This window comes from Streptomyces sp. NPDC002776, from assembly GCF_053592195.1.
The window spans coordinates 1-20908 of the sequence record NZ_JBSFVG010000015.1 but is presented as its reverse complement, the minus strand read 5'-3'; the positions used below and the strand labels follow the sequence as shown (position 1 = coordinate 20908).

At 71.2% G+C, this 20908-nt stretch carries 16 protein-coding genes; 2 read left to right on the top strand and 14 right to left on the bottom strand.

What is annotated here, in order from left to right:
• Nucleotides 1-26: 26 nt before the first annotated feature.
• The 5 genes from ACWD11_RS26805 to proB all read right to left on the bottom strand — a co-directional run bounded on the left by ACWD11_RS26805 (nucleotide 27) and on the right by proB (nucleotide 5039).
• Complete coding sequence (locus ACWD11_RS26805) at nucleotides 27-1094, bottom strand: SCO2583 family membrane protein (protein ID WP_451286032.1); 1068 nt, start codon at nucleotides 1092-1094, stop codon at nucleotides 27-29.
• Nucleotides 1095-1194: 100 nt separating this feature from the next.
• Nucleotides 1195-1767 (bottom strand): SCO2584 family spore wall biosynthesis protein, encoded by a 573-nt coding sequence (locus ACWD11_RS26800; RefSeq protein WP_451286030.1) that lies wholly within the window; start codon nucleotides 1765-1767, stop codon nucleotides 1195-1197.
• Nucleotides 1768-1874: 107 nt separating this feature from the next.
• Nucleotides 1875-3161, bottom strand: a complete 1287-nt coding sequence (locus ACWD11_RS26795; RefSeq protein ID WP_451286028.1) for a glutamate-5-semialdehyde dehydrogenase — start codon at nucleotides 3159-3161, stop codon at nucleotides 1875-1877.
• A 113-nt stretch (nucleotides 3162-3274) separates the two neighbouring features.
• The gene (locus ACWD11_RS26790) at nucleotides 3275-3742 is read right to left on the bottom strand and encodes a hypothetical protein (protein WP_451286183.1); all 468 of its coding nucleotides are present in this window, start codon (nucleotides 3740-3742) and stop codon (nucleotides 3275-3277) included.
• A 169-nt stretch (nucleotides 3743-3911) separates the two neighbouring features.
• On the bottom strand, nucleotides 3912-5039 hold the full coding sequence (gene proB, locus ACWD11_RS26785) for a glutamate 5-kinase (RefSeq protein WP_389416060.1): 1128 nt from the start codon (nucleotides 5037-5039) through the stop codon (nucleotides 3912-3914).
• 184 nt (nucleotides 5040-5223) lie between these two features.
• Between proB and ACWD11_RS26780 the strand changes: the two genes are divergently transcribed.
• Nucleotides 5224-6618, top strand: coding sequence for a polysaccharide pyruvyl transferase family protein (locus ACWD11_RS26780; protein ID WP_451286026.1), 1395 nt, complete (start codon nucleotides 5224-5226; stop codon nucleotides 6616-6618).
• A gap of 94 nt (nucleotides 6619-6712) precedes the next feature.
• Entirely contained in the window at nucleotides 6713-8761 is a 2049-nt protein-coding gene (locus ACWD11_RS26775) for a hypothetical protein (protein WP_451286024.1), read from the top strand.
• Here the strand turns inward: ACWD11_RS26775 and ACWD11_RS26770 are convergent.
• The 9 genes from ACWD11_RS26770 to rplU form a co-directional block, all read right to left on the bottom strand.
• A complete protein-coding gene (locus ACWD11_RS26770; protein ID WP_451286022.1) occupies nucleotides 8755-9969 on the bottom strand; it encodes a glycosyltransferase family 2 protein in 1215 nt (404 codons plus the stop codon). The genes ACWD11_RS26775 and ACWD11_RS26770 overlap by 7 nt on opposite strands.
• A gap of 198 nt (nucleotides 9970-10167) precedes the next feature.
• A complete protein-coding gene (locus ACWD11_RS26765; RefSeq protein ID WP_389416056.1) occupies nucleotides 10168-12216 on the bottom strand; it encodes a hypothetical protein in 2049 nt (682 codons plus the stop codon).
• A gap of 119 nt (nucleotides 12217-12335) precedes the next feature.
• Nucleotides 12336-13835 carry a D-ribitol-5-phosphate cytidylyltransferase gene (locus tag ACWD11_RS26760; RefSeq protein ID WP_389416055.1) on the bottom strand — a complete coding sequence of 500 codons (1500 nt, stop codon included), beginning with the start codon at nucleotides 13833-13835 and terminating at the stop codon, nucleotides 12336-12338.
• Nucleotides 13836-14024: 189 nt separating this feature from the next.
• Nucleotides 14025-15215, bottom strand: coding sequence for a hypothetical protein (locus ACWD11_RS26755; RefSeq protein WP_451286019.1), 1191 nt, complete (start codon nucleotides 15213-15215; stop codon nucleotides 14025-14027).
• Nucleotides 15216-15294: 79 nt separating this feature from the next.
• A complete protein-coding gene (locus tag ACWD11_RS26750; protein WP_451286017.1) occupies nucleotides 15295-16845 on the bottom strand; it encodes an alkaline phosphatase D family protein in 1551 nt (516 codons plus the stop codon).
• Between the two features lie 128 nt (nucleotides 16846-16973).
• Complete coding sequence (locus ACWD11_RS26745) at nucleotides 16974-18341, bottom strand: FG-GAP repeat domain-containing protein (protein WP_451286015.1); 1368 nt, start codon at nucleotides 18339-18341, stop codon at nucleotides 16974-16976.
• A 111-nt stretch (nucleotides 18342-18452) separates the two neighbouring features.
• The gene (gene obgE, locus ACWD11_RS26740) at nucleotides 18453-19895 is read right to left on the bottom strand and encodes a GTPase ObgE (RefSeq protein ID WP_389416051.1); all 1443 of its coding nucleotides are present in this window, start codon (nucleotides 19893-19895) and stop codon (nucleotides 18453-18455) included.
• A 106-nt stretch (nucleotides 19896-20001) separates the two neighbouring features.
• Entirely contained in the window at nucleotides 20002-20256 is a 255-nt protein-coding gene (gene rpmA / locus ACWD11_RS26735) for a 50S ribosomal protein L27 (RefSeq protein ID WP_389416050.1), read from the bottom strand.
• Between the two features lie 14 nt (nucleotides 20257-20270).
• Nucleotides 20271-20591 carry a 50S ribosomal protein L21 gene (rplU, locus tag ACWD11_RS26730; RefSeq protein WP_007381993.1) on the bottom strand — a complete coding sequence of 107 codons (321 nt, stop codon included), beginning with the start codon at nucleotides 20589-20591 and terminating at the stop codon, nucleotides 20271-20273.
• Nucleotides 20592-20908: the final 317 nt, after the last annotated feature.

Genomic DNA, 20908 nt, shown 5'->3' with positions numbered 1-20908 from the left:
GGCCGCGCACAGCAACGGCCGGCCGCTCACACCTTCGGCTGGGCGCTCGTCGCGAGCGAGCCGCACAGCGCCGTCGCGTTCCCCGTGGCGTAGGGGTCGGTGCCGGCCGGTCCGCCCGCCCTGGCGGTCTGGCCGGCCAGCAGCGGGCGCAGCCGGTCGGCCGAGTCGTCGGCGCAGGACAGCGGGCCCGCCTGGACGTAGGAGACGATCAGCTGGGTCTGGCGCATGCGCAGGTCGTCGCGGTCGAAGCGGAAGTGCAGCTCGCGCCGGACGGTGAACAGGGACGCCTCGGCCTCCGGGGCGCCGGCCGGCCGCAGCGCGTACACGAAGGTGTGGTCGGCGGTGACCTCGAGGGTGGACGCGTCGCTCTCGGCGGCCGTGAGCGTGCCCTGGACCCGGATCTTGCGGTCGGCGAGTTCCACGCTGTTCGGGTCGAAGCGCACCATCCAGCCGGTCGGGGCGTGCCGGCCGTCCGCGGCGGGGTGGTCGAAGCTCTGGTCGAACTGGTCGAGCTGGTCCGGGTCGAGGAGTACCCGCACCGGCCGGACCTGTTCGCCGACGACGACCTCGGGGTAGAGCGCGGAGCGGACGATGTAGTCCTTTGCGATGGTGAGCGCGTTCACGACCTGGCCGTCCGAGAAGTGCGCGGTGGGCCAGGAGGCGGGCAGCGGGACGCCCTCGGCGCCGATCCGGTACTGGGCGGCGGGGCTGTGCGCGTACAGCGACTCGGTGTCGGTGGAGCCGGGCACCTCGCCCTGCGGGGCGAGCGGGATCACGGTCATCCGCAGCGGCTCGACGGGCCCCGGCTGCGCCGCGTCCTGGTAAGGGTGCCGTACCCCCATGTAGATCGCGGTCCCGAAGGCGACGGCGACCAGCAGGACCAGGATCAGCGCCTGCCGGGACAGACCTCGGCGCATGGGCGGCAGGCGGCGTACGGCGGGGGCGTGATCGTCGATGCGCTCCTGGGCGGAGAGCTCCTGGAGCCGGGCAGCGCGGACGAACGACTCGTCGAAGACGACGGATCGGTACTCCTCCTCGCCCCCTGCGGGTCCGCCCTCGGGTGTCCCCTCAGGGGGGTCTCCAGGCCCTCCCATATCTTCAGCGTAGGCCTCCGGAAGCTCGGGTAAACGCCCCGCTCTACGCCAACTTCTGACAGGTTCTCACCAAAAACGGCGGGATTTCGCCGGGGTCCGTTCAGGGGGTACGCGGCTCGGCCGAGATGGCCGGCTGGGAATGGTCGGCGGAGGCGGAGGGCGCCACCGCGCCGCCCTGCTCCGGTCCCGTGGAGGCCGGCGGCGGGACCCGGTCCCGGTTGTTCGAGGACGCGCCCCGGTACACCGCCGTGAAGGCCAGCGCGACCATGCCGATGCCCATCAGGAGGGCGAGCATCCAGGCGACGGGACGGTGCCAGCGGACCTGCTTGCCGTAGGTGCCCGGGGCGCCGTAGGGGCCGTCGAGGACGTCGGTGTCGTCCAGGTCGTCGTAGTCGGGATCATGGCCGAAACGGCCCCGGCGGTCGGCGCCGTATCCGTCGTAGCGCTCGCCCCGGCCGTGGGCCCGGCGGGCCTCCGCCTCGGAGGCCTCCGCTCTGGCCTGGGCGGCGGCCAGCAGGCGCTCGACGGCGGTCGGCTCGTGCGCCCTGGCCGCCTGGACGAATGCCTCGTCGAAGACCACGGAGGCGAACTCTTCGTCCGACACCCCGCGGTCGTGGTCGTCGTCGGGCTCCCAGCCGTCCGGAAACGGCGTACCCCCCACGTCCTCCGGCACGGCTCCAGAGTAGACCTGGGGGGTCGATTTGGGCAGAGAGTACGGAAATTCATCCGCCCAGTGAGACGGCAGGGGGCGCGTGCCCCCCGCATATGCGCCCCGGTGGTTCAGCGGCGCACGTGGCCGTCGCCGGTGACGATGTACTTGGTGCTGGTCAGCTCGGGCAGGCCCATCGGGCCGCGGGCGTGCAGCTTCTGGGTGGAGATGCCGATCTCCGCGCCGAAGCCGAACTGGCTGCCGTCGGTGAAGCGGGTCGAGGCGTTGACCGCGACGGTGGTGGAGTCGACCAGCTGGGTGAAGCGGCGGGCGGCCTGCTGCGAGGTCGTCACGATCGCCTCGGTGTGGCCGGAGGTCCACAGCCGGATGTGCTCGACGGCCTTGTCGAGGGAGTCCACGACGGCGGCGGCGATGTCGTAGGAGAGGTACTCCGTCTCCCAGTCCTCCGGGGTGGCCTCCACCACGGTCGCCCGGGAGTCCTTGGCGTACGCCATCACCCGATCGTCGGCGTGCACGGTGACCCCGGCCTCCGCGAGGGCCTCCAGCGCCCGGGGCAGGAACTCGGGGGCGATGTCCTGGTGGACCAGGAGGGTCTCGGCGGCGTTGCAGACGCTGACCCGGTGGGCCTTGGAGTTGATCAGGACGGCGACGGCCGTGTCGAGGTCGGCGTTCGCGTCGACGTACACATGGCAGTTGCCGGTGCCGGTCTCGATGACCGGGACCGTGGACTCGTTGACGACCGTCCGGATCAGCGAGGCGCCGCCGCGCGGGATGAGGACGTCGACCAGGCCCCGGGCGCGCATCAGCTCCCGCACGCTCTCCCGGCTCTGGCCCGGCACGAGCTGGACCGCGTCGGCGGGCAGTCCGGCACCGCCGACGGCGTCCCGGATCACCCGGACGAGGGCGGTGTTGGACTCGTAGGCGGAGGCGGAGCCGCGCAGCAGGACGGCGTTGCCGGACTTCAGGCACAGGGCGGCGGCGTCCACCGTCACGTTCGGGCGGGCCTCGTAGATGATGCCGACGACGCCGAGCGGGACGCGGACCTGGCGCAGGTCGATGCCGTTGGGCAGGGTCGAGCCGCGCACCACCTCGCCGACCGGGTCGGGCAGCGCGACGACGTCCCGCACGTCGGAGGCGATGGCGCGCACCCGCTCCGGGGTGAGCGTCAGCCGGTCGACGATCGCCTCGCTGGTGCCGGCCTCGCGGGCGGCGGCGACGTCCTTGGCGTTGGCGTCGACGATCTCGCTCGTACGGACCTCCAGCGCGTCCGCGATGGCGAGCAGCGCGTCGTCCTTGACGGACCGCGGCAGCGGCGCGAGGTCGGCGGCGGCTGCCTTGGCGCGGTAGGCGGCCTGGGTGACCGGGGTCATCGAGTCGTACGGCGAGAGCGTGGTCATGAGGGAAGCGTAGTGCGCGGGACGGGCCGGTTCACGGGATGTCCCACACCGCGAGACAAGCCGTCCGAAGCTCACGCAAAAGGGGTTCTCCAGGGGCGCTCGACGCGGCGGTGTCAGTAGGGGTGCACACCCACCGGGGAGGCGGGCGGCGGGCCGTATCCCTCGGCGATGCGCTGGTGGTAGGTCTCCCGGTCGATGACCTCCAGGCCGACGATCTCCCAGGGCGGCAGGCCGGCGCTCTGCCGGTGCTCGCCCCACAGGCGCAGCGCCACGGCGGCCGCGTCGTGCAGGTCGCGGGCCTCTTCCCAGTACCGGATCTCGGCGTGGTCGTGGGCGTAGCGGCTGGTCAGCAGGAAGGGGTGGTCGTGGGCGAGCTGTTCGAGGGCGCGCCGCACCTCCTTCAGCGGGGCTTCCTCGCCGGAGACGCTGAGGGTGACGTGCCACAGCCGGGGCAGGTCCGCCGGCTTCGCTCCCCCGGCCAGCTCGCCGGTCGCGACGCTGGTCAGGGCGCGCTCCTCACCGGCCGCCCGGGAGGAGGAACCGCCGATTCCACCGCCGGACGCCGCCGCCCCAGGGCGCACTCGTCTCACGACGGCCTCCTTCGTCCCACGGTCGAGCAGTGCTCGCACGGAATGTCCCTGAGACAAAGTTGAGCAGTCCGCAAGCAGTTCTGTGGCACTTTTGCGGAACGTCCACCTGAGGGCGACACCTTTGCCGGGGCGTTCACCCCGTTTTCGGACGGAGGCCGGGTCAGGGCTCCAGCAGGACGAGATCGTCCCGGTGGACGACCTCGCGTTCGTAGGCCGGGCCGAGTTCGCGGGCCAGCTCGCGCGTGGAGCGTCCGATGAGCTGGGGGATCTCCTTGGCGTCGAAGCTGACGAGGCCGCGGGCCACCGCCCGCCCGGTGCTGTCGCGCAGCTCGACCGGGTCGCCCGCGCTGAACTCGCCCTCCACGGCGGCGATCCCGGCCGGCAGCAGCGACTTGCGGCGGTCCACGACCGCCCGCACCGCGCCGTCGTCCAGGGTCAGCGAGCCCTGCGGGGTGGAGGCGTGCTGGAGCCACAGCAGCCGGTCGGCGGACCGCTTGCCGGTGGCGTGGAAGTAGGTGCCGGTGTCCCCGCCGGACAGCGCCTCGGCCGCGTGGACGGCGCTGGTGAGCACCACGGGGATGCCCGCGGCGGCGGCGATCCGGGCGGCCTCGACCTTGGTGACCATGCCGCCGGTGCCGACGCCGGCCTTGCCCGTGCTGCCGATCTCCACGTCCGCGAGGTCCTGGGGTCCGCGCACCTGCGCGATCCGGGAGGTGCCGGGCTTGCTGGGGTCGCCGTCGTACACACCGTCCACGTCCGACAGCAGCACCAGCAGGTCGGCGCGGACCAGGTGGGCGACGAGGGCGGCGAGCCGGTCGTTGTCGCCGAAGCGGATCTCGTCGGTGGCGACGGTGTCGTTCTCGTTGACGACCGGCAGGGCGCCCATCGCCAGGAGCTCGTCGAGGGTGCGGGAGGCGTTGCGGTGGTGGGCGCGGCGGCTCATGTCGTCGGAGGTGAGCAGCACCTGGCCGACGCGGACGCCGTAGCGGGCGAAGGAGGCGGTGTAGCGGGCGACGAGCAGGCCCTGGCCGACGCTGGCGGCGGCCTGCTGGCGGGCGAGGTCCCGGGGGCGGCGGCGCAGTCCGAGCGGGGCGAGACCGGCCGCGATGGCGCCGGAGGAAACGAGAACAATCTCACGTTCTCCCCCGCTGCGGATCTTGGCGAGGACGTCCACAAGGGCGTCCACCCGGTCCGCGTCGAGCCCTCCGGAGGCGGTGGTCAAGGACGAGGAACCCACCTTGACGACGATCCTGCGGGCCTCGCCGACGGCCTGCCTTACGCCTGTCACCTGGTGTTCCGTCCCCTCGCGCGTCGACTGTCCCGCAATCTACGCGAACGGCGCCGCCCGCCGCTCGCCGGTCCACTGCCCGGACAGCGGGCCGGTAACCGCACGCTCACTCCTCGCGCACGACCGAAAAGTTGTACTGGATGCTTATAGAAATGAACGGCCGATCAAACTTACTCTGACGTTTGTGTCATCGAATGTTCCTCCCTCACGGCGCATCCTCCTCAGATCGGGGAAGAGCCCCTTCGACGTCGTCCCCGTGGAAGAAGCCCTCCACCGCGACGTCATCGCCACCAACTCCGGCAACCTGATCTTCAGCGACGCCACCCACAAGATCCTGGAAGTCCCGGGCACCGAGGTCGTGTCCAACGGCATCCGGACGAACGTGCAGGCCGCGGGGAGGATCAACGAGAAGTACGACGCCTTCGTCGTGCCGCTCGCCAACGCGTTCCGGCCCTCCTTCGAGCCGCAGCTGACCCGGCTGACCCAGCTGATCACCCGGCTGAAGATCCCCGTGGTCGTGGTGGGCGTCGGCGCGCAGACCGGGCTGTCCTACGACCCGGCGCGGCTGAAGCCCATGGAGCCGGCCGTGCGCGCGTTCGTCTCCGCGGTGCTCGACAAGAGCGCCTCGATCGGGGTGCGCGGCGAGTTCACCGAGAAGTACCTCAAGGACATGGGCTTCAAGGACGTCGAGGTCATCGGCTGCCCGTCGATGTTCATGCACGGCAAGGACCTCACCGTCGCCAAGCGGGCCCCCGAGCTCACCCCCGAGTCCCGGGTCGCCGTCAACGGCTCGCACAGCGCGGTCCGCACCCAGGGCATGGACCGGATCATCATGCGGGCGCACGAGCGCTACCCGCACCTGCGTTACATAGGCCAGAACCTCAGCGACGCCCTCCAGCTGCACTGGCGGGACGTCTCCGGCCCCAACGGCAAGATCACCGAGATGCCGACGCACCCGGACCACCCGATGTACCGGGAGGACAAGGCCCGCGTCTACATCGACCCGATCACCTGGATCGACGATCTGCGCGAGTTCGACTACTCCTTCGGCTCCCGCATCCACGGCAACATCGCGGCGCTGCTGGCCGGCACCCCCGCGACCGTGCTGTGCAGCGACTCCCGCACGCTGGAGCTGTGCCGCTACTTCGACATCCCGCACCAGCGGATCGACGAGGTCGGCAAGGGCGAGGACGTCGACCCGGCGAAGCTGTACGCGCAGGCGGACTTCGGCCCGCTGGTCAGCGGCCACCACGAGCGCTTCGAGCGGTTCACCGGCTTCCTGGACCGCAACGGCCTGAAGAACACCTTCACGCACGGCGACGGCGGAGCCGCGTTCGACCAGCGCATGCGCTCGCTGTCCTTCCCGGCCGGCATCCGCCCGTGGAACGACGCCGATCCCATCGCCATGGCGGCCCGGTTCGGCTTCCTGCAGAACCGGATCAGCAAGCTGAGCGCGGACAACGCCAAGCTCAAGCAGGAGCTGGCGCGTTCCGGCTCCAAGGCGGTCGTGGCCCCGTCCTCCGTGTACCGGCGGGCGCGCCGCGTGGTCGGCAGGGCGCTCCACTCGGGCCGCCAGTAGCACAAGGGCTCACTCCAAGGCGTTTCGGACACCTGCGTGTCGTCCGGAGGCAGGCGCGCGTTAACCCAAACGCACGTCCTGCGCCGACCTTGGAGTGACCGCAGTGCCCCTGTCCTTCCCCCGCCCGCCCCGCCTCCGGATCCCGGTGCGGGCGCTGGTGGCGGCCCTTCTGGCGGGCGCGTTCTGCGTCCAGGCCGTGGCCGCCCTGCGCCCGCACGTCCCGTTGCTGATCGCCGCGACCGTGCTCTCCCTGGCCGTCGAGGGCGTCCTGTACCGCTGGCAGCGCGGGATGCTGTCGGTGTTCGCCAAGTCGCACCTGGACATCACCGTGCGCCATGTGCTGCGGGACCTGTTGCTGGTGGTGGGCCTGCTGCTGCTCGGCGGCCAGGACCGGGAGTCGGGGTACGCCCCGCTCGTGGCCGGTCTGCTCGCCTTCTACGCCCTGCACTGCGTGATCCAGGCGGTCTCGGTCCTGGTCCGGCGCACCCGCACGCTGCCGGTGGTGACCCGGAACATCGACGCCTCCGCGCTGAGCCTGTCCCCCGCCCCACCGGCCCTGCTGCGCCGCCCCGGCCCCCGGCTGCTGGCCTTCGGCCTGCCTGCGACCGCCGGTCTGCTCGCCACGGCCGCCACCGCCGACCGCCACTGGGCCGCCCTCGGTATCGCGCTCTCCCTCGGCCTCGCGGTGCTGGGCCTGTGCGACCTGCTGCTGCGGCTGCTGCCGAGCCGCCGCCCTGCGAACGAACAGCAGACACTGGACTGGCTGGACGCCTGGCTGGCCGAGTACCGCCCCACGGTCGGCCTGTACTTCTCCGGCGGCCCCTCCTCGGCGTACCAGGCGAACATGTGGCTGGAGCCGCTCGCCAAGCTGGAGGGCCGGCCGCTGATCGTGCTGCGCGAGCGGTTCATGGTCCAGAAGCTGGCGGCGACCGACGTCCCGGTCGTCTGCCTGCCGAAGGTGTCCACGCTGATGCGCCTGGAGCAGTCCACGCTGCAGGTCCTCATCCACCCGTCGAACTCCGGCAAGACCTCCCAGGTGGTGCGCATCCCCACCATCAAGCACACCTTCGTCAACCACGGGGAGAGCGACAAGCTGTCCTCCTGCAACCCGTACGCGAAGGCCTACGACGAGGTGTGGGTCGCCGGACCCGCGGCCCGCGAGCGGTACGCGCTCGCCGAGGTCGGCGTCGAGGACAAGGACGTCGTGGAGATCGGCCGCCCCCAGCTGGACGCCGTACGGCCCTGCGCGGGCCCGCCGGCCGGGACGTACACGACCGTCCTGTACGCGCCGACCTGGGAGGGCTGGGACGGCAACCCCGGGAACACCTCGGTGATCGAGGCCGGGGAGAACATCGTCCGGGCGCTGCTCGCGGATCCGCGGGTGCGGCTGCTGTACAAGCCGCACCCGCTGACCGGTTCGGTCGATCCGCGGGCCGGGGCGGCCGATCTGCGGATCCGGGAGCTGGTGCGGGCGGCGAACCGCGAGCGCTCGGGGGAACGGCCCGCCGAGGACGGCGAACTCGCCCGTCTCACAGCGGAGTTGGACCGGCTCACCCGCTGCGTCGCCCGGTCCGGTGCCGATCAGCTGGAGCGGATGGGGAGCCAGTCGGCACCGGAGGAGGGGCGCGCGGAGGCGGTGGCCCGGGTCACCGAGGCGTGGGACGCGGCCTACTGGGCGGCACTGCCGGAGTGGGAGCACCAGGTCGTCACGGAGGCCCGGCCCGCGCTGTACTCCTGCTTCAACCAGGCGGACCTGCTGATCAGCGACGTGTCCAGCGTGATCAGCGACTTCCTGGCCAGCGAGAAGCCGTACGCGGTGGCCAACACCAGCGGGCTCTCGGCGGACGGGTTCCGCAAGGCGTTCCCGACCGTGCGGGCGGCGACCGTGCTGACGCCGGACGCGTCCGGGGTGCCGGAGCTGCTGTCCGCGGTGCGGGACCCCGGGAAGGACGAACTGGCCGGGGCGCGGGCCGAGTTGAAGCGGCATCTGCTGGGGCCCGCCGAGCCGGCCGCGCAGGAGCGGTTCAACACGGCTGTACAGGAGCTGTGTGCGGCCGCTCGGGAGCACCGGGTGCGGATGGCCGAGCGGCTGGCGGCGGAGCTCCCCGGGCCCCGGCGGCGGGAGGTGCCCGCGCCTCAGTGACCGGCGGTCGCGGTCCGGCCGCCCGAGCGGAGCGTCCGGCGCAGTTTGCGCAGGACGCGGCGCAGGAAGAGCCCGGGTCCGCCCTCGCGGTAGCCGGGGTGGGCGCGGGCCTCCCGGGGCTCGGCGAGATAGACCGCGTCGGGGATGCCGGCCTCGGGGTCGCGGAAGTACGGGTAGGCGAGGTACAGGCGGCGGCCCCGCTGCTCCAGGAGGGCCGCCGGCTGCTGTCCGGCCTTGGTGAACCGCAGGACCTCCAGCAGGCGTTCGGCCTCCTGCCGGGCCACCAGACGCAGCCGCAGCCGTTCGTCGACCTTGAGGCGCCGGGCGATGTCCTCGTTCCAGTACGCGGCCATCAGCGGCGCGGCCAGCTCCAGCTTGTGCCGCCGGATCTTCGCGCTGTCCTTGAGGAACCTCGGGCCGAACTGCGGCAGCAGGGTCACCAGGAAGGGCCGGACCAGGAGCGCGTCGCGGCGCGGGCCGGGCGGGACCATGTCGGCGATCAGCTGCATCAGGGCGCGCGCGGAGTCGAAGCGCAGGGTGTAACTCCCGCCCTTGGTCACATGCTTGCCGTCCGCGCGGCCCACCAGGTAGTAGCAGGTGTAGTCGGCGAGCACGGAGACGCCGTCGGCCCGCAGATAGGCCTCCATGGTGAACAGCGCGTCCTCGCCGGTCCACAGGGACTCGTCGAAGCGCATGCCGTGCCGGGTGAGCAGTTCCCGGCGGAACAGCTTCTGCGCGCTCAGCGTGAACTTGATGTTGGAGGACCAGACGTCGGTGCGCTCCAGCGTGCTGCCCCACATCGACTGCGGGGGCTTGCGGTTGACGCCCTCGACCCGGCCGAGGACGACGTCGGTGCCGTTGCGGTCGGCCATGGCGACCATCCGCTCCAGGGCCTCGGGGCCGAGCCGGTCGTCGGCGTCGAGGAAGAAGACGTAGCGTCCGGTGGCCTTGCCGAGGCCGACGTTGCGCGGGGCGCTGGGACCGCCGGAGTTGGCCTGCCGGATCACCGTGACCGGCATGGGGGCGCGGTCCGCGAACTCCTCCAGGCAGGCGCCCGTGCCGTCGGACGAGCCGTCGTCCACCGCGATGACCTCGACGCGTGCCGGGTCGATGGTCTGCGCCTCGACGGACGCCAGGCACTCGACCAGGTACGGCATCGCCTCGTACGCCCCGATGACGACGCTCACATCAGGCTGCGTCACGGTCACCTGTTTCCCCTCAGTCAACGGAAGGTTTTCTCCCGTTTCTCCTTTTCGCTACCTAGTAGACGGTTCAAGTCGAGAAGCGGTTGCTCCGCGGCGAACGTTTCGTGACTCAGGTCACAGTACGTACCAGGTGTCAAAAGCGTTCGGCCCCCGAGGAGTTGAACTCCTCGGGGGCCGAAGGGGGTCTCGGTGAACCGGCGGTCAGCCCGCCAGTTCCGCCTCCTCGGTCGCCGCGATCCGGGCCGCCTGGCCGAGGTTGCGGGTCTCGGCCTTCAGGGCGAGGTTCGCGACGGCGGTGTTGAACTGGTCGAGGGAGGTCGGCTCGTCCGGGCCGAGCAGATACCGCTTCAGCTCGCCGCGGTCCTCGGCCAGCGGGTCGGCGGACGGGTCGCGGACCGCGTCCAGCAGACCGCCGAGCTCGGCGGCGCTGTTGGAGAGGATCACGGCGGCCCGCACCGCGGTGTTCTGCCGCTTGAACTCCTCCTCGCCCAGCTCCCCGGAGTCCGTCACCGCGTACGGCTTGCCGCTGGCGATGAAGTCGGAGACCACGCTGGAGATGTCGGAGACCATCGCGTCGGAGACGTTGAAGCAGTCGTACAGCCGCGGCTCGGCGCCCGTGATCACCCGGTGCTCATGGCTGCCGAAGGAGCGCCAGTACGCGTCGTTCCATTGCGCGCGCAGCCGGGCGACCTCCTCGTGCCGGGCCACGTCCACCAGGCTGTCCCGGGTGGCCTCGGCCTCGTCGCCGCGCTCCTTGCCGTTGCCGGCCAGCTCGGCGAGCCGGGCCTCGATCCGGGCCAGTTCGGCCTTGGCAGCGCTCTGGGCCGCGGTGTCGGCGGCGAAGCGGGCGTCGGCGGCGCGCTCGGCGCCGGCCTTCTCCACCAGGGCGGTGATCCGCTGGTGGGCGGCCTTGGCCTCGGCGCTGACCGTACCGGTGAACGGGTGCGGCTTGTACAGGACGCGGACCGGCGGATCGGCCTTGACCAGGCTCTTCACGATGTTCTCGCCGGCCAGCACGATCGAGGTGTTGCCGGGGTTGCCGTCCCAGCCCTCCCAGGTGGGGGCGTACAGCACGGTCGGCATCCGACCTTCGGGCACGCCCTGCCAGGTCTGGATGGGCGCCAGCTGCGGGCGGCCGACCTCGACGATGTCGTCGTCGCGGACGCCGACGTCCGCTATGGCGTACCGGTCGCGGCCCGCGCGGCCCGCGGTCCACACCTCGTCGTAGACCTTGCTGAACGGGTTGACGCTGGCCAGCTTGTCGCTGTCGCCGTGGCCGATGAAGACGTGCTTCATGGTGGGCACGCGCAGCAGGTGGATGTTCTTGCCGACGTTCGCCGCGTACAGCGCGACCCGCACCGTGCTCAGGTCCAGGTTCATCAGGTGCACCCCTCCGGGCACGCAGATGACCGGGACCGTGGTCGGCGCCAGGTTCGCCAGGATGACCCGCTCGCGCAGGATGATCAGCGGCCGGGTGTCCAGCTGCTCCATCGTCTCCAGCCACATGTTGACCTGGTACGCGGACTCCTTGGAGCCGGAGAAGTACAGCACCGTCTCGGGCCGGTACTCGGCCAGCCAGGCGTCCATCGCGGCCAGTACGGCGTCCGCGTTCGGCGGGATCTTGCTGCCGCGGACGTACGGCACGAGCGCGAGGACGTAGAGGCAGCCGAGGAACACGGTGACGCCGATGCCGATGAACCCGGCCATGGCCTCGTCCAGGAACGCCGAGACCAGCACGCCGGCCATGGCGGCGAGGTCGAGGTGGAGCATCTTCTCGGCGGAGCGGTTCAGCAGACCGCGCGGCGGGGCGTCCGGGATGCGGATGCGAGAGGCCAGGTCGATGTTGCGGGTGGCGACCGGCATCCGGCGGCGATTGCGGATCAGGGTGACCAGGGCGCCGTGCGGGGCCTGCAGGCCGTAGAAGGCGATGAAGCCCGCGACCGCGGCGTAGAAGACCAGGTTGTCCGAGAGGTCGACCCGGGCCAGCAGCAGGATCAGCAGCAGCTGTCGGATCAGGAAGCGGATCGACAGGCCGGCGCGCACCTTGCTCAGGCGGTTGACCAGGTAGCTGCCCTTGCGGTGCAGATAGTGGTCCGCCAGGTACGTCACGGCCGCCGCAACCGTGAAGGCGGGAACGCTCGGGACGAGCGCGGCCACCATGAGGCAGGGGAAGCCCAGCATCACGAGGACCGCCGCGGCCAGCTCGGCCGCGCTGCCCACCCGGGCGACGCGTATAGCGGTGGAGATCACGGATAAACCTGCTCTGGGAGGGGTTGCCGGTCTGGAGGGCCAAGGACTCAGGCCCCTGTGAATTCTTCGTGAATGAAGAAACGCAGAGGCCTGAATTCCGTAAGGCTATTAACAGCTGATTATGCCACGCCGTCCTGACGGTCCAGCACACTGGCCAGCGCCGCCTCGAAGCCGGACGCCTGGCCCGCGGCGGCCGTCGGGTCCTGCTGGCGGACGTCGATGACATGACCGGTCAGCTCGGAGAGCAGCACGTCCAGCGAGGTGCGCGCGACCGCCTCGGAGGAGAGCAGGGAGCCGGCCGGCTCCTGCCCGAAGGCCTTGGTGCGCATCGGGGTGGCGGTGCGCTCGGGGTTGATGCAGTTGACCCGGACGCTGTCGCCGGCCCACTCGTCGGACAGCGCCTGGGTGAGGTTGACCATGGCGGCCTTGGTGGAGGAGTACAGGCTGTACTCGGCGCGGCCGCGGGTGTAGCTGCTGGAGGTGTACAGCAGCAGCTGGCCGCCGGTCTCCGCGAGGTACTTGTACGAGGAGCGGGCGATCTGCACCGGCGCGAGGTAGTTGACCTTCAGCGCCTCCTCGATGGTGGCGTTGTCGGTCTCGGCGAGCTTGCCGATGCGCAGCACCCCGGCGGTGTTCACCACGTAGTCGATGCGGCCGGTCTCGGCGTACGCCTTGGACAGCGCGTCGTCGACCTCCTCCGGGTTCTCCACGTGGGTGCCGGTGGTGGAGCGGCCGAGGGCGTAGACGTTGGCGCCGTAGGACCCGGCGAGCTCGGCGATGTCCTTGCCGATGCCGTAGGAGCCGCCGAAGACGACGATGGTCCGGCCGGTCAGCAGCTCGCGGTAGGCCTCCTCGGAGACCTGCTCGGGCGCGGCGGTGGAGGCCAGCTGGAACAGCTTGTCGGCGATGAAGACGTCGACGGGCTGGGTGACCTTCATGTTGTACTCGTCGCCCGCGACGACGTTGATCGGCACGTCCGGCAGGTACCGCAGGACCACGGTGCAGTCGTCGGTGGCCTGGAAGTTCGGGTCGCCGGCCGCGACCTCGTAGGCGCGCTTGATCGTGGACAGCTTGAAGGCCTGCGGGGTCTGGCCGCGGCGCAGCCGGGAGCGGTCCGGGATCTCGGTGATGAACTCGCCGTCCTCGCCGTGGGTGCGGGTGACGATGATCGTGTCCGCGGACGGGATGGCGACGTCGACGGCCTGGTACCGCTCCAGGGCGGCGACGCAGTCGTCGATCACCCGCTGTGACAGCAGGGGGCGCACGGCGTCGTGGAAGAGGACGTTGCGGTCCTCGCCCTCGGCCAGGCCCTCACCGAGGGCGGCGATGGCCCGCTCGGTGGTCTCGTTACGGGTGGCGCCACCCTCGATGATCTTCGTGACCTTCGTGAACCCGGCCTTGGCCACGATCTTCTCGATGTCGGGGACGTAGCCCGGCGCCATCAGCACGATGATGTCGTCGATCGAGTCGGCCTTCTCGAAGGTGGTCAGGGTGTGCTCGATGACTGCCTTGCCGGCGATCTTCAGCAGCTGCTTGGGGATCGAGAGACCCACACGCTGACCGGTACCACCGGCCAGGATCACTGCGGTGGTACGGGGCTTGGCTATGTGCTGGGACACAGGTGACCTACCTTGTGGCGACTGGGAACCTCGAAATGTTCCCACTTCCGGTAACCGCAGTGCAAGGTGAGCGACCTTCCCCGCATATGTGCGCGCAACCTGTCATTCACCTTGCACTCCTGGTGACAGTCGGAAAACTTCCGTGGACGGTGCGGAATTGCCGGGCGTAGCTGTGAGTAACCGCACAGCTCAGCGGCGGCGCAGCCGCTTCAGGGCACGATGTCCGAGTACCCGCACGAGTTCCTTGGACGCCGTCCGGTGAACCGTCCGCGCCTGCCCGGGCAGTCCGTTCGGCAGGGGCGCTCCGGCGGCCGCCGCGACAGCCCCGTACAGTGCCCGCGCGGCCACCTCGGGAGGCAGGCGCGGCTCGGCGTCGGTGCCCGTCGGGGGCTCGGGTACGGCGGAGAGGATCCCGGGGTCGCCCAGCACCCGCACGCCCGTCGCGCCGATCCGCAGCGCCATCTCGGCACCGATCCCGGCGGCGGCCTCGGCGGCCCACTGGGGGGTGCGGATCTTCACGTCGTCGGGGCCGGGTGCGCACGCGTTCTTCATATGCAGCACGGCGCCATATCGGATGAGCTGTGAATAAAACTCGTCCGGCAGCTCATTTCCACGGAATTCCACATTAAGATTCCGCAGCATTTCGGTCTCGGCGAGGGTGAGTGAGCGGTTCGCGGTGTCCGGAACCTCGTGGAGCAGATTCTCCGGCAGCCCGAGCAGCGCCTCGAAGGTACGCATCAGGCCGCCGCGGTCCCGGTCGTCGACCACCACGACGGTGACCCGGTCCGCGCCGGTGACCCGTACCCACCGCTCGACCAGCCGGTCGTGCCGGTGCCGGCGCCAGAAACTGGGGTTGGGCTTCTCGTACGGCGGCTTCTTCAGCATGTGCCGGAGCCAGTCCTCGTAGCCCATGCGCAGGCCGTTCTGCACGTACTGCTGCCACTGCGACGGCATGATCCTGGCCAGCGGGCGCAGCGTGACCAGGACGTGCACCCGGTCGCCGCTCAGTTCCCGGACGATCCGCTCGATCGTCTCGTCGTCGGGGGCGTCGGCGAAGAACTCGCTGCTGATCACCGAGGTGCGCCGACCGGTGGCGGCGACCTGCTCCACCAGCGTCTCCCAGTGCCGCTCGCCGGGCTCTGCGTCACCCATCATCCCGGGGCGGCCGCAGACCGCGAGCGCCGCCGACATGGGGTGCCTGCTGGTGGCGGGGAAGTCGACGCCGTGCGCGGCCATCGCCTCCTTGGCCCCGAACAGGGCGCCCTGGATCGAGGTGGTCCCGGTCTTGTGCGGGCCGATGTGCAGCAGCCTCGTCCCGGCCGCCGGCGCAGTGGGCGCGCTGTCGGCCGGGACGCCGTCTCTCGTACAGTCCGTCTCCATGGACAAGGGACGGTAAGAGGTGTTCCTGAGGGTGGGCTGAGAGCCGTATGGGACAGCGATGAGCGCCCCACCGACCGGGTCAGACCACCTCGACGCCCGGGCGGCCCGCCTCCACCCGCAGCTTGGCCAGCGTGCTCGGCACCGCCGTCGGCCGGCGGACCGTGTCCACCACCCGGACCTGTGCGTCGATGCCGTCGCGGCGGATGTCGAAGAGGTGGTAGCCGCGGTGGGCGTCCAGCAGCTTCCAGTGCGGGTTGTCCGCCCGGCGCGGGTCCCAGTCCCTGCGGAACGCGTCCTGGTCCTGGTCGCCGTTGCTGGAGATGGAGGTGCCGACGAACTCGGCGCCGACGACCGCGGAGTCCGGGTCCGCGAAGTCCTCCTTCAGGTCGCTGACCATCGTCAGGTGGCGGTCCCCGGTGAGCACCACCGGGTTGCGCACGCTCCCGAACTCCTTGAGGAACAGGTTGCGTTCGGCCTGGTAGCCGTCCCAGGCGTCGTAGTACCACTGCTTGCCCTCGCCGACCAGCAGATCGGTCTCGGCCATCATGATCTGCGAGGCGATCAGGTTCCAGCGGGCGGGCGAGTCCCGCAGCCCGTCCAGCAGCCACTGTTTCTGCGCGGCGCCGAGCATGGTGCGCGAGGGGTCCGCCGCCCCGGCCTGGGTGGTGGCCTGGTCGCTGCGGTACTGGCGGGTGTCGAGGACGTTGAGCCTGGCCAGCCGGCCGAACTCCAGGCGCCGGTGCATCCGGATGTGCGGTCCGTTCGGGACGGCCGTGGCGCGCACCGGCATGTGCTCGTAGTACGCCTGGTAGCCCGCGGTGAGCCGGGCCACGAACGCGTCGTGCGGCTGCTTCGCCGGGTCCTGCGGGATCTCGCCCGCGAAGTCGTTGTCCACCTCGTGGTCGTCGAAGGTCACCACGAAGGCAGCGCCCGCGTGCATCGCCGCGAGGTCGGGGTCGGAGCGGTACTGCGCGTAGCGGTTGCGGTACTGCTCCAGGGTGTACGGCTCCCCTGTGCCCTCGTGCCGGCGCGGGGCCGTGGCCGAGGGCACCGACTCGTAGATGTAGTCCCCGACGAACAGCACGACGTCGGGATCCTGGGCCAGCATGTCGGCGTACGGCGTGAACCAGCCGTGCTGCCAGTTCTGGCAGGAGGCGAGCGCGAGGCGCAGGTCGCCGCCGGAGCTGCGGGGGTGGGGCGCGGTACGGGTGCGGCCGACGGGCGAGATACGGCCGCCGGCGCGGAAGCGGTACCAGTAGCGGCGGCCCGGGCGCAGGCCCCGTACGTCCACGTGCACGCTGTGTCCGTACTCGGGCCGCGCCTGGGCGGTGCCGCGGCGCGCGACCTTGCGGAACCGCTCGTCCTCGGCGAGTTCCCACTCCACGGGCACGACGGCGTCGGGCATGCCCCCGCCGTTCAGCGGGTCGGGGGCCAGCCGGGTCCACAGCACGATGCCGTCGGGCAGCGGGTCGCCGGAGGCCACGCCGAGGCTGAACACGCCCTCGGGCAGGGCGGTTTCGGCGGCGCGGGCGGTGGCGGGCAGCCACAGCTGGGCGGAGGCGGCGGCACCGAGCACGGCGGCGCCGGCGGTCAGAAAGCGGCGGCGGTCGGGTGATCCTGCTGCGGTCATCGACGAACTCCCCTGCGTCGCGGGCCCCTTGGACACCTGGAAGCTCACGCTTCCGGGCAGGCCACCCGCTGAACCTCAGGGTTCGCGTGCATGACAAATGGGCGAGCAACAGGAGGGCGAGGGACAGATCACTGCGGGAAACGGTCGCCGAACCGCGAGTCGGCGGCGGTCATGCCGAACGCGCCGGCACCGAAGGACAGGACGCCCTTCGCCGTGAACATCCAGACCCCGCCCGCCCATTGGTTCTCGCCGACGGCCGAGACGACCGGCTCGGCCACTCCGTCGCCGTTGCTGTCGACGACGTCGGTGTCACTGCCGAAGCGGTCGTTCTGCTCGGCGCTGCCGGGCACGCCGGAGCTCGCCTGGCCGAACACCTCGCTGCCCGCCCCGGTCGGCCCGTCGGGCCCGCCCGGCAGGACCGCGAAGGTGCCCGCGTCCGCCTTCCCGCCGAGGTCCTCGGTGGGGTTCCCGGCCACGATGTCGCCGTAGCCGTCGCCGTCGAGGTCGCCCACCGAGACGGCGGCGCCGAAGCTGTCGCCGGTCTCATGGGCGCCGGGGACACCGGGCGTGTCCTGCGTGAGCACCCGCAGGCTGCCGCCGTCGACGACCCTGACGTCATTGCCGCCGCCGGTCACGATCTCGGCGCCCGCGTCACCGTCGACGTCGCCGACGGCCAGGGACTCGTGCCAGGGTTCGGCCGTGCGGAAGGTCGTGACGGTGACCGGCGCGAGCAGTCCGTCCCGGCTGCCACGGCTGAGCTGCACGGAGTAGGCGAAGAGGTTGTCGCTCTCCCGCTCGTGGGCACGGGCCAGCGCGACGACGTCGGTGATGCCGTCGCCGTCGGTGTCCCCGGCCGCGAGGGCCGTCAGCTGGTCGCTCGTGTCGAACTCGGCGCCCTGCCGCACCAAGGCTGCGCCCCCGTCCCGCCCGAACGGCCCGAACCGCACCTCCCCCGGCCGGGCCAGGTCCTGGTGCCCGTCACCGTCGAAGTCCCCGGCGAGGGTCGTGCCGCCCTGGTACTTGCCGGCCGTCAGCGCGGGCAGACCCTTGCCGGAGGTAAGACCGCCCGGGCCGCCCCACAGCACGGAACGGTTGCCGTCCCGGGCGATGCCGTCCTGCGTCCACTGCTCGTTGTCGGACTCGACCAGCAGATCGGTGTAGCCGTCGCCGTCGAGGTCCGCCACGGCGAGGTGGGCGCCGAACATGTCGTGGGACTCGACGGTGCCTGGGATGCCCGGGGAGGCCTGGCTGTAGACCTTCCTGGTGCCGGGCCCGTTCGCCGAACCGTGGACGACGGCGATGTACCCGGCCCGCTTCTTCCCGGCCACCTGCCCGAACGGCACCCCGGTGACCAGGTCCTCGTAGCCGTCGCCGTTGAAGTCCTGCCTGACCGTCTCGGGCGTGGCATGCGCGAGGGGCGCTGCTGCGACGGTGGCGCCCAGCAGGGCGAGGGCGATCACAAGACTGCGGCGTACGGGCACGTCGACTCCGGGCATCGAAAGGGCGGTTGGCCGCGGAGAGGACCAAGATCCTCATCCGCGGCGCCCTGTACGACTCGCCGGACCGACGGTTGGTTGCCCTGCCGTACGCCCCGGCTTTCCCCGGCCTTAACCCTCGAAGGGCTCGAAGTCGTCGTACTCCCGGTCGACGTCGTCCCGCTCGGCCTGCCGGTCCCTGCGGCGCTGGGCCGCCGGGCGCGGCGCCTCGAAGCGGTGGTCCTCACCGCGCCGGCCGAGCATCTCGGCACCGGCCATGACGGTCGGCTCCCAGTCGAAGACGACGGCGTTGTCCTCGGGACCGATGGCGACCCCGTCACCGGCCCGGGCGCCCGCCTTCATCAACTCCTCCTCGACACCGAGGCGGTTGAGCCGGTCGGCGAGGTAGCCGACGGCCTCGTCGTTGCTGAAGTCGGTCTGCCGCACCCAGCGCTCCGGCTTCTCGCCGCGCACCCGGAACAGCCCGTCCTCCTCGCGTACGACGGTGAAGCCCGCGTCGTCCACGGCCTTGGGCCGGATGACGATCCGCGTCGCCTCCTCCTTCGGCTTCGCGGCCCGCGCCCGGCCGACCATGTCGGCGAGCGCGAAGGACAGCTCCTTCAGCCCCATGTGGGCGACCGCGGACACCTCGAAGACCCGGTAACCGCGCTTCTCCAGATCCGGCCGCACCATCTCGGCGAGGTCCTTGCCGTCCGGTACGTCGATCTTGTTCAGGACGACGATCCGCGGGCGGTTGTCGAGGCCGCCGTACTCGCGCAGTTCGGCCTCGATGATGTCGAGGTCGGAGATCGGGTCGCGGTCGGACTCCAGCGTCGCCGTGTCCAGCACGTGCACCAGCACGCTGCACCGCTCCACGTGCCGCAGGAACTCCAGGCCCAGGCCCTTGCCCTGGCTGGCACCCGGGATGAGCCCCGGCACGTCGGCGATGGTGTAGACGGTCGAACCGGCGGTGACGACACCGAGGTTCGGCACCAGCGTGGTGAACGGGTAGTCGGCGATCTTCGGCTTGGCGGCGCTCAGCACCGAGATCAAGGAGGACTTGCCGGCGCTCGGGTAGCCCACCAGCGCCACGTCGGCGACGGTCTTCAGCTCCAGGACGATGTCCTGGAGGTCCCCGGGCACGCCGAGCAGCGCGAAGCCGGGCGCCTTGCGGCGGGCGGAGGCGAGCGCGGCGTTGCCGAGCCCGCCCCGGCCGCCCTGCGCGGCAACGAAGGAGGTGCCGTGGCCGACCAGGTCGGCGAGGACGTTGCCCGCCTTGTCCAGGACGACCGTGCCGTCCGGCACCGGCAGGATCAGGTCCTGGCCGTCCTTGCCGGAGCGGTTGCCGCCCTCACCGGGCTTGCCGTTGGTGGCCTTGCGGTGCGGGGAGTGGTGGTACTCCAGCAGCGTGGTCACGGACTGGTCGACGGTCAGGATGACATCGCCGCCCCGCCCGCCGTTCCCGCCGTCCGGTCCGCCGAGCGGCTTGAACTTCTCGCGGTGGACGGAGGCACAGCCGTGACCTCCGTTACCCGCGGCGACATGCAGTTCGACGCGGTCCACGAAGGTGGTCATGGTGGGTGCCTCCAGTTACTTACGGAAATGTCATAGCTGTAACACGCGAAAGGCGGACCCGCCTTCCCACCAGGGAAGTGAGGTCCGCCTCGCGAAAAGCTTCCGATCAGGCGACCGGAACGATGTTCACGACCTTGCGGCCACGGTGGGTGCCGAACTGCACCGAACCGGCCTGCAGCGCGAACAGCGTGTCGTCGCCGCCACGGCCCACACCGGAGCCCGGGTGGAAGTGGGTGCCACGCTGACGGACCAGGATCTCGCCCGCGTTGACGACCTGACCGCCGTAACGCTTCACGCCGAGGCGCTGAGCGTTGGAGTCACGACCGTTACGGGTGGACGATGCGCCCTTCTTGTGTGCCATCTCTCCTCAGTCCCTTACTTCGCAGCCGCGGGGATCTCAGTGACCTTGATCGCCGTGTACTGCTGGCGGTGGCCCTGACGACGGCGGTAGCCGGTCTTGTTCTTGTAACGAAGGATGTCGATCTTGACGCCCTTGTGGTGGTCCACGACCTCGGCCTGGACCTTGATGCCGGCCAGCACCCACGGGTCGCTGGTCACAGCGTCGCCGTCGACAACGAGCAGGGTCGAGAGCTCGACCGTGTCGCCAACCTTGGCAGTGGAAATCTTGTCAACCTCAACGATGTCGCCGACAGCAACCTTGTGCTGCCGACCACCGCTGCGCACGATGGCGTACACGCGGGTCTCACTCTCTCGCTCGAGAAACGGCACCCCCGCAGTCCAGCCGCCCGACTGATCAGCGGACGGCCTCTCCCGGCCACGCGGACCAGGAGGAAAAGGTTTACGGGGATGTGGCGTGTCAGTGGACACGCCGACGGTCAAGGTTACGGGGCCACGGCCGAACGGGTCAAACCGGGCCGGGCCCCGGGGGTGGGGGGGGGGGGGGGGCCCCCCCCCCCCCCCCCCGGGGGGCGGGGGGGGGGGGGGGGGCCGGGGCCGGGGGGGGGGGGGGGGGGGGGCGCCCCGCCGGGGCGTAGGACGGCGGCAGAATGGAG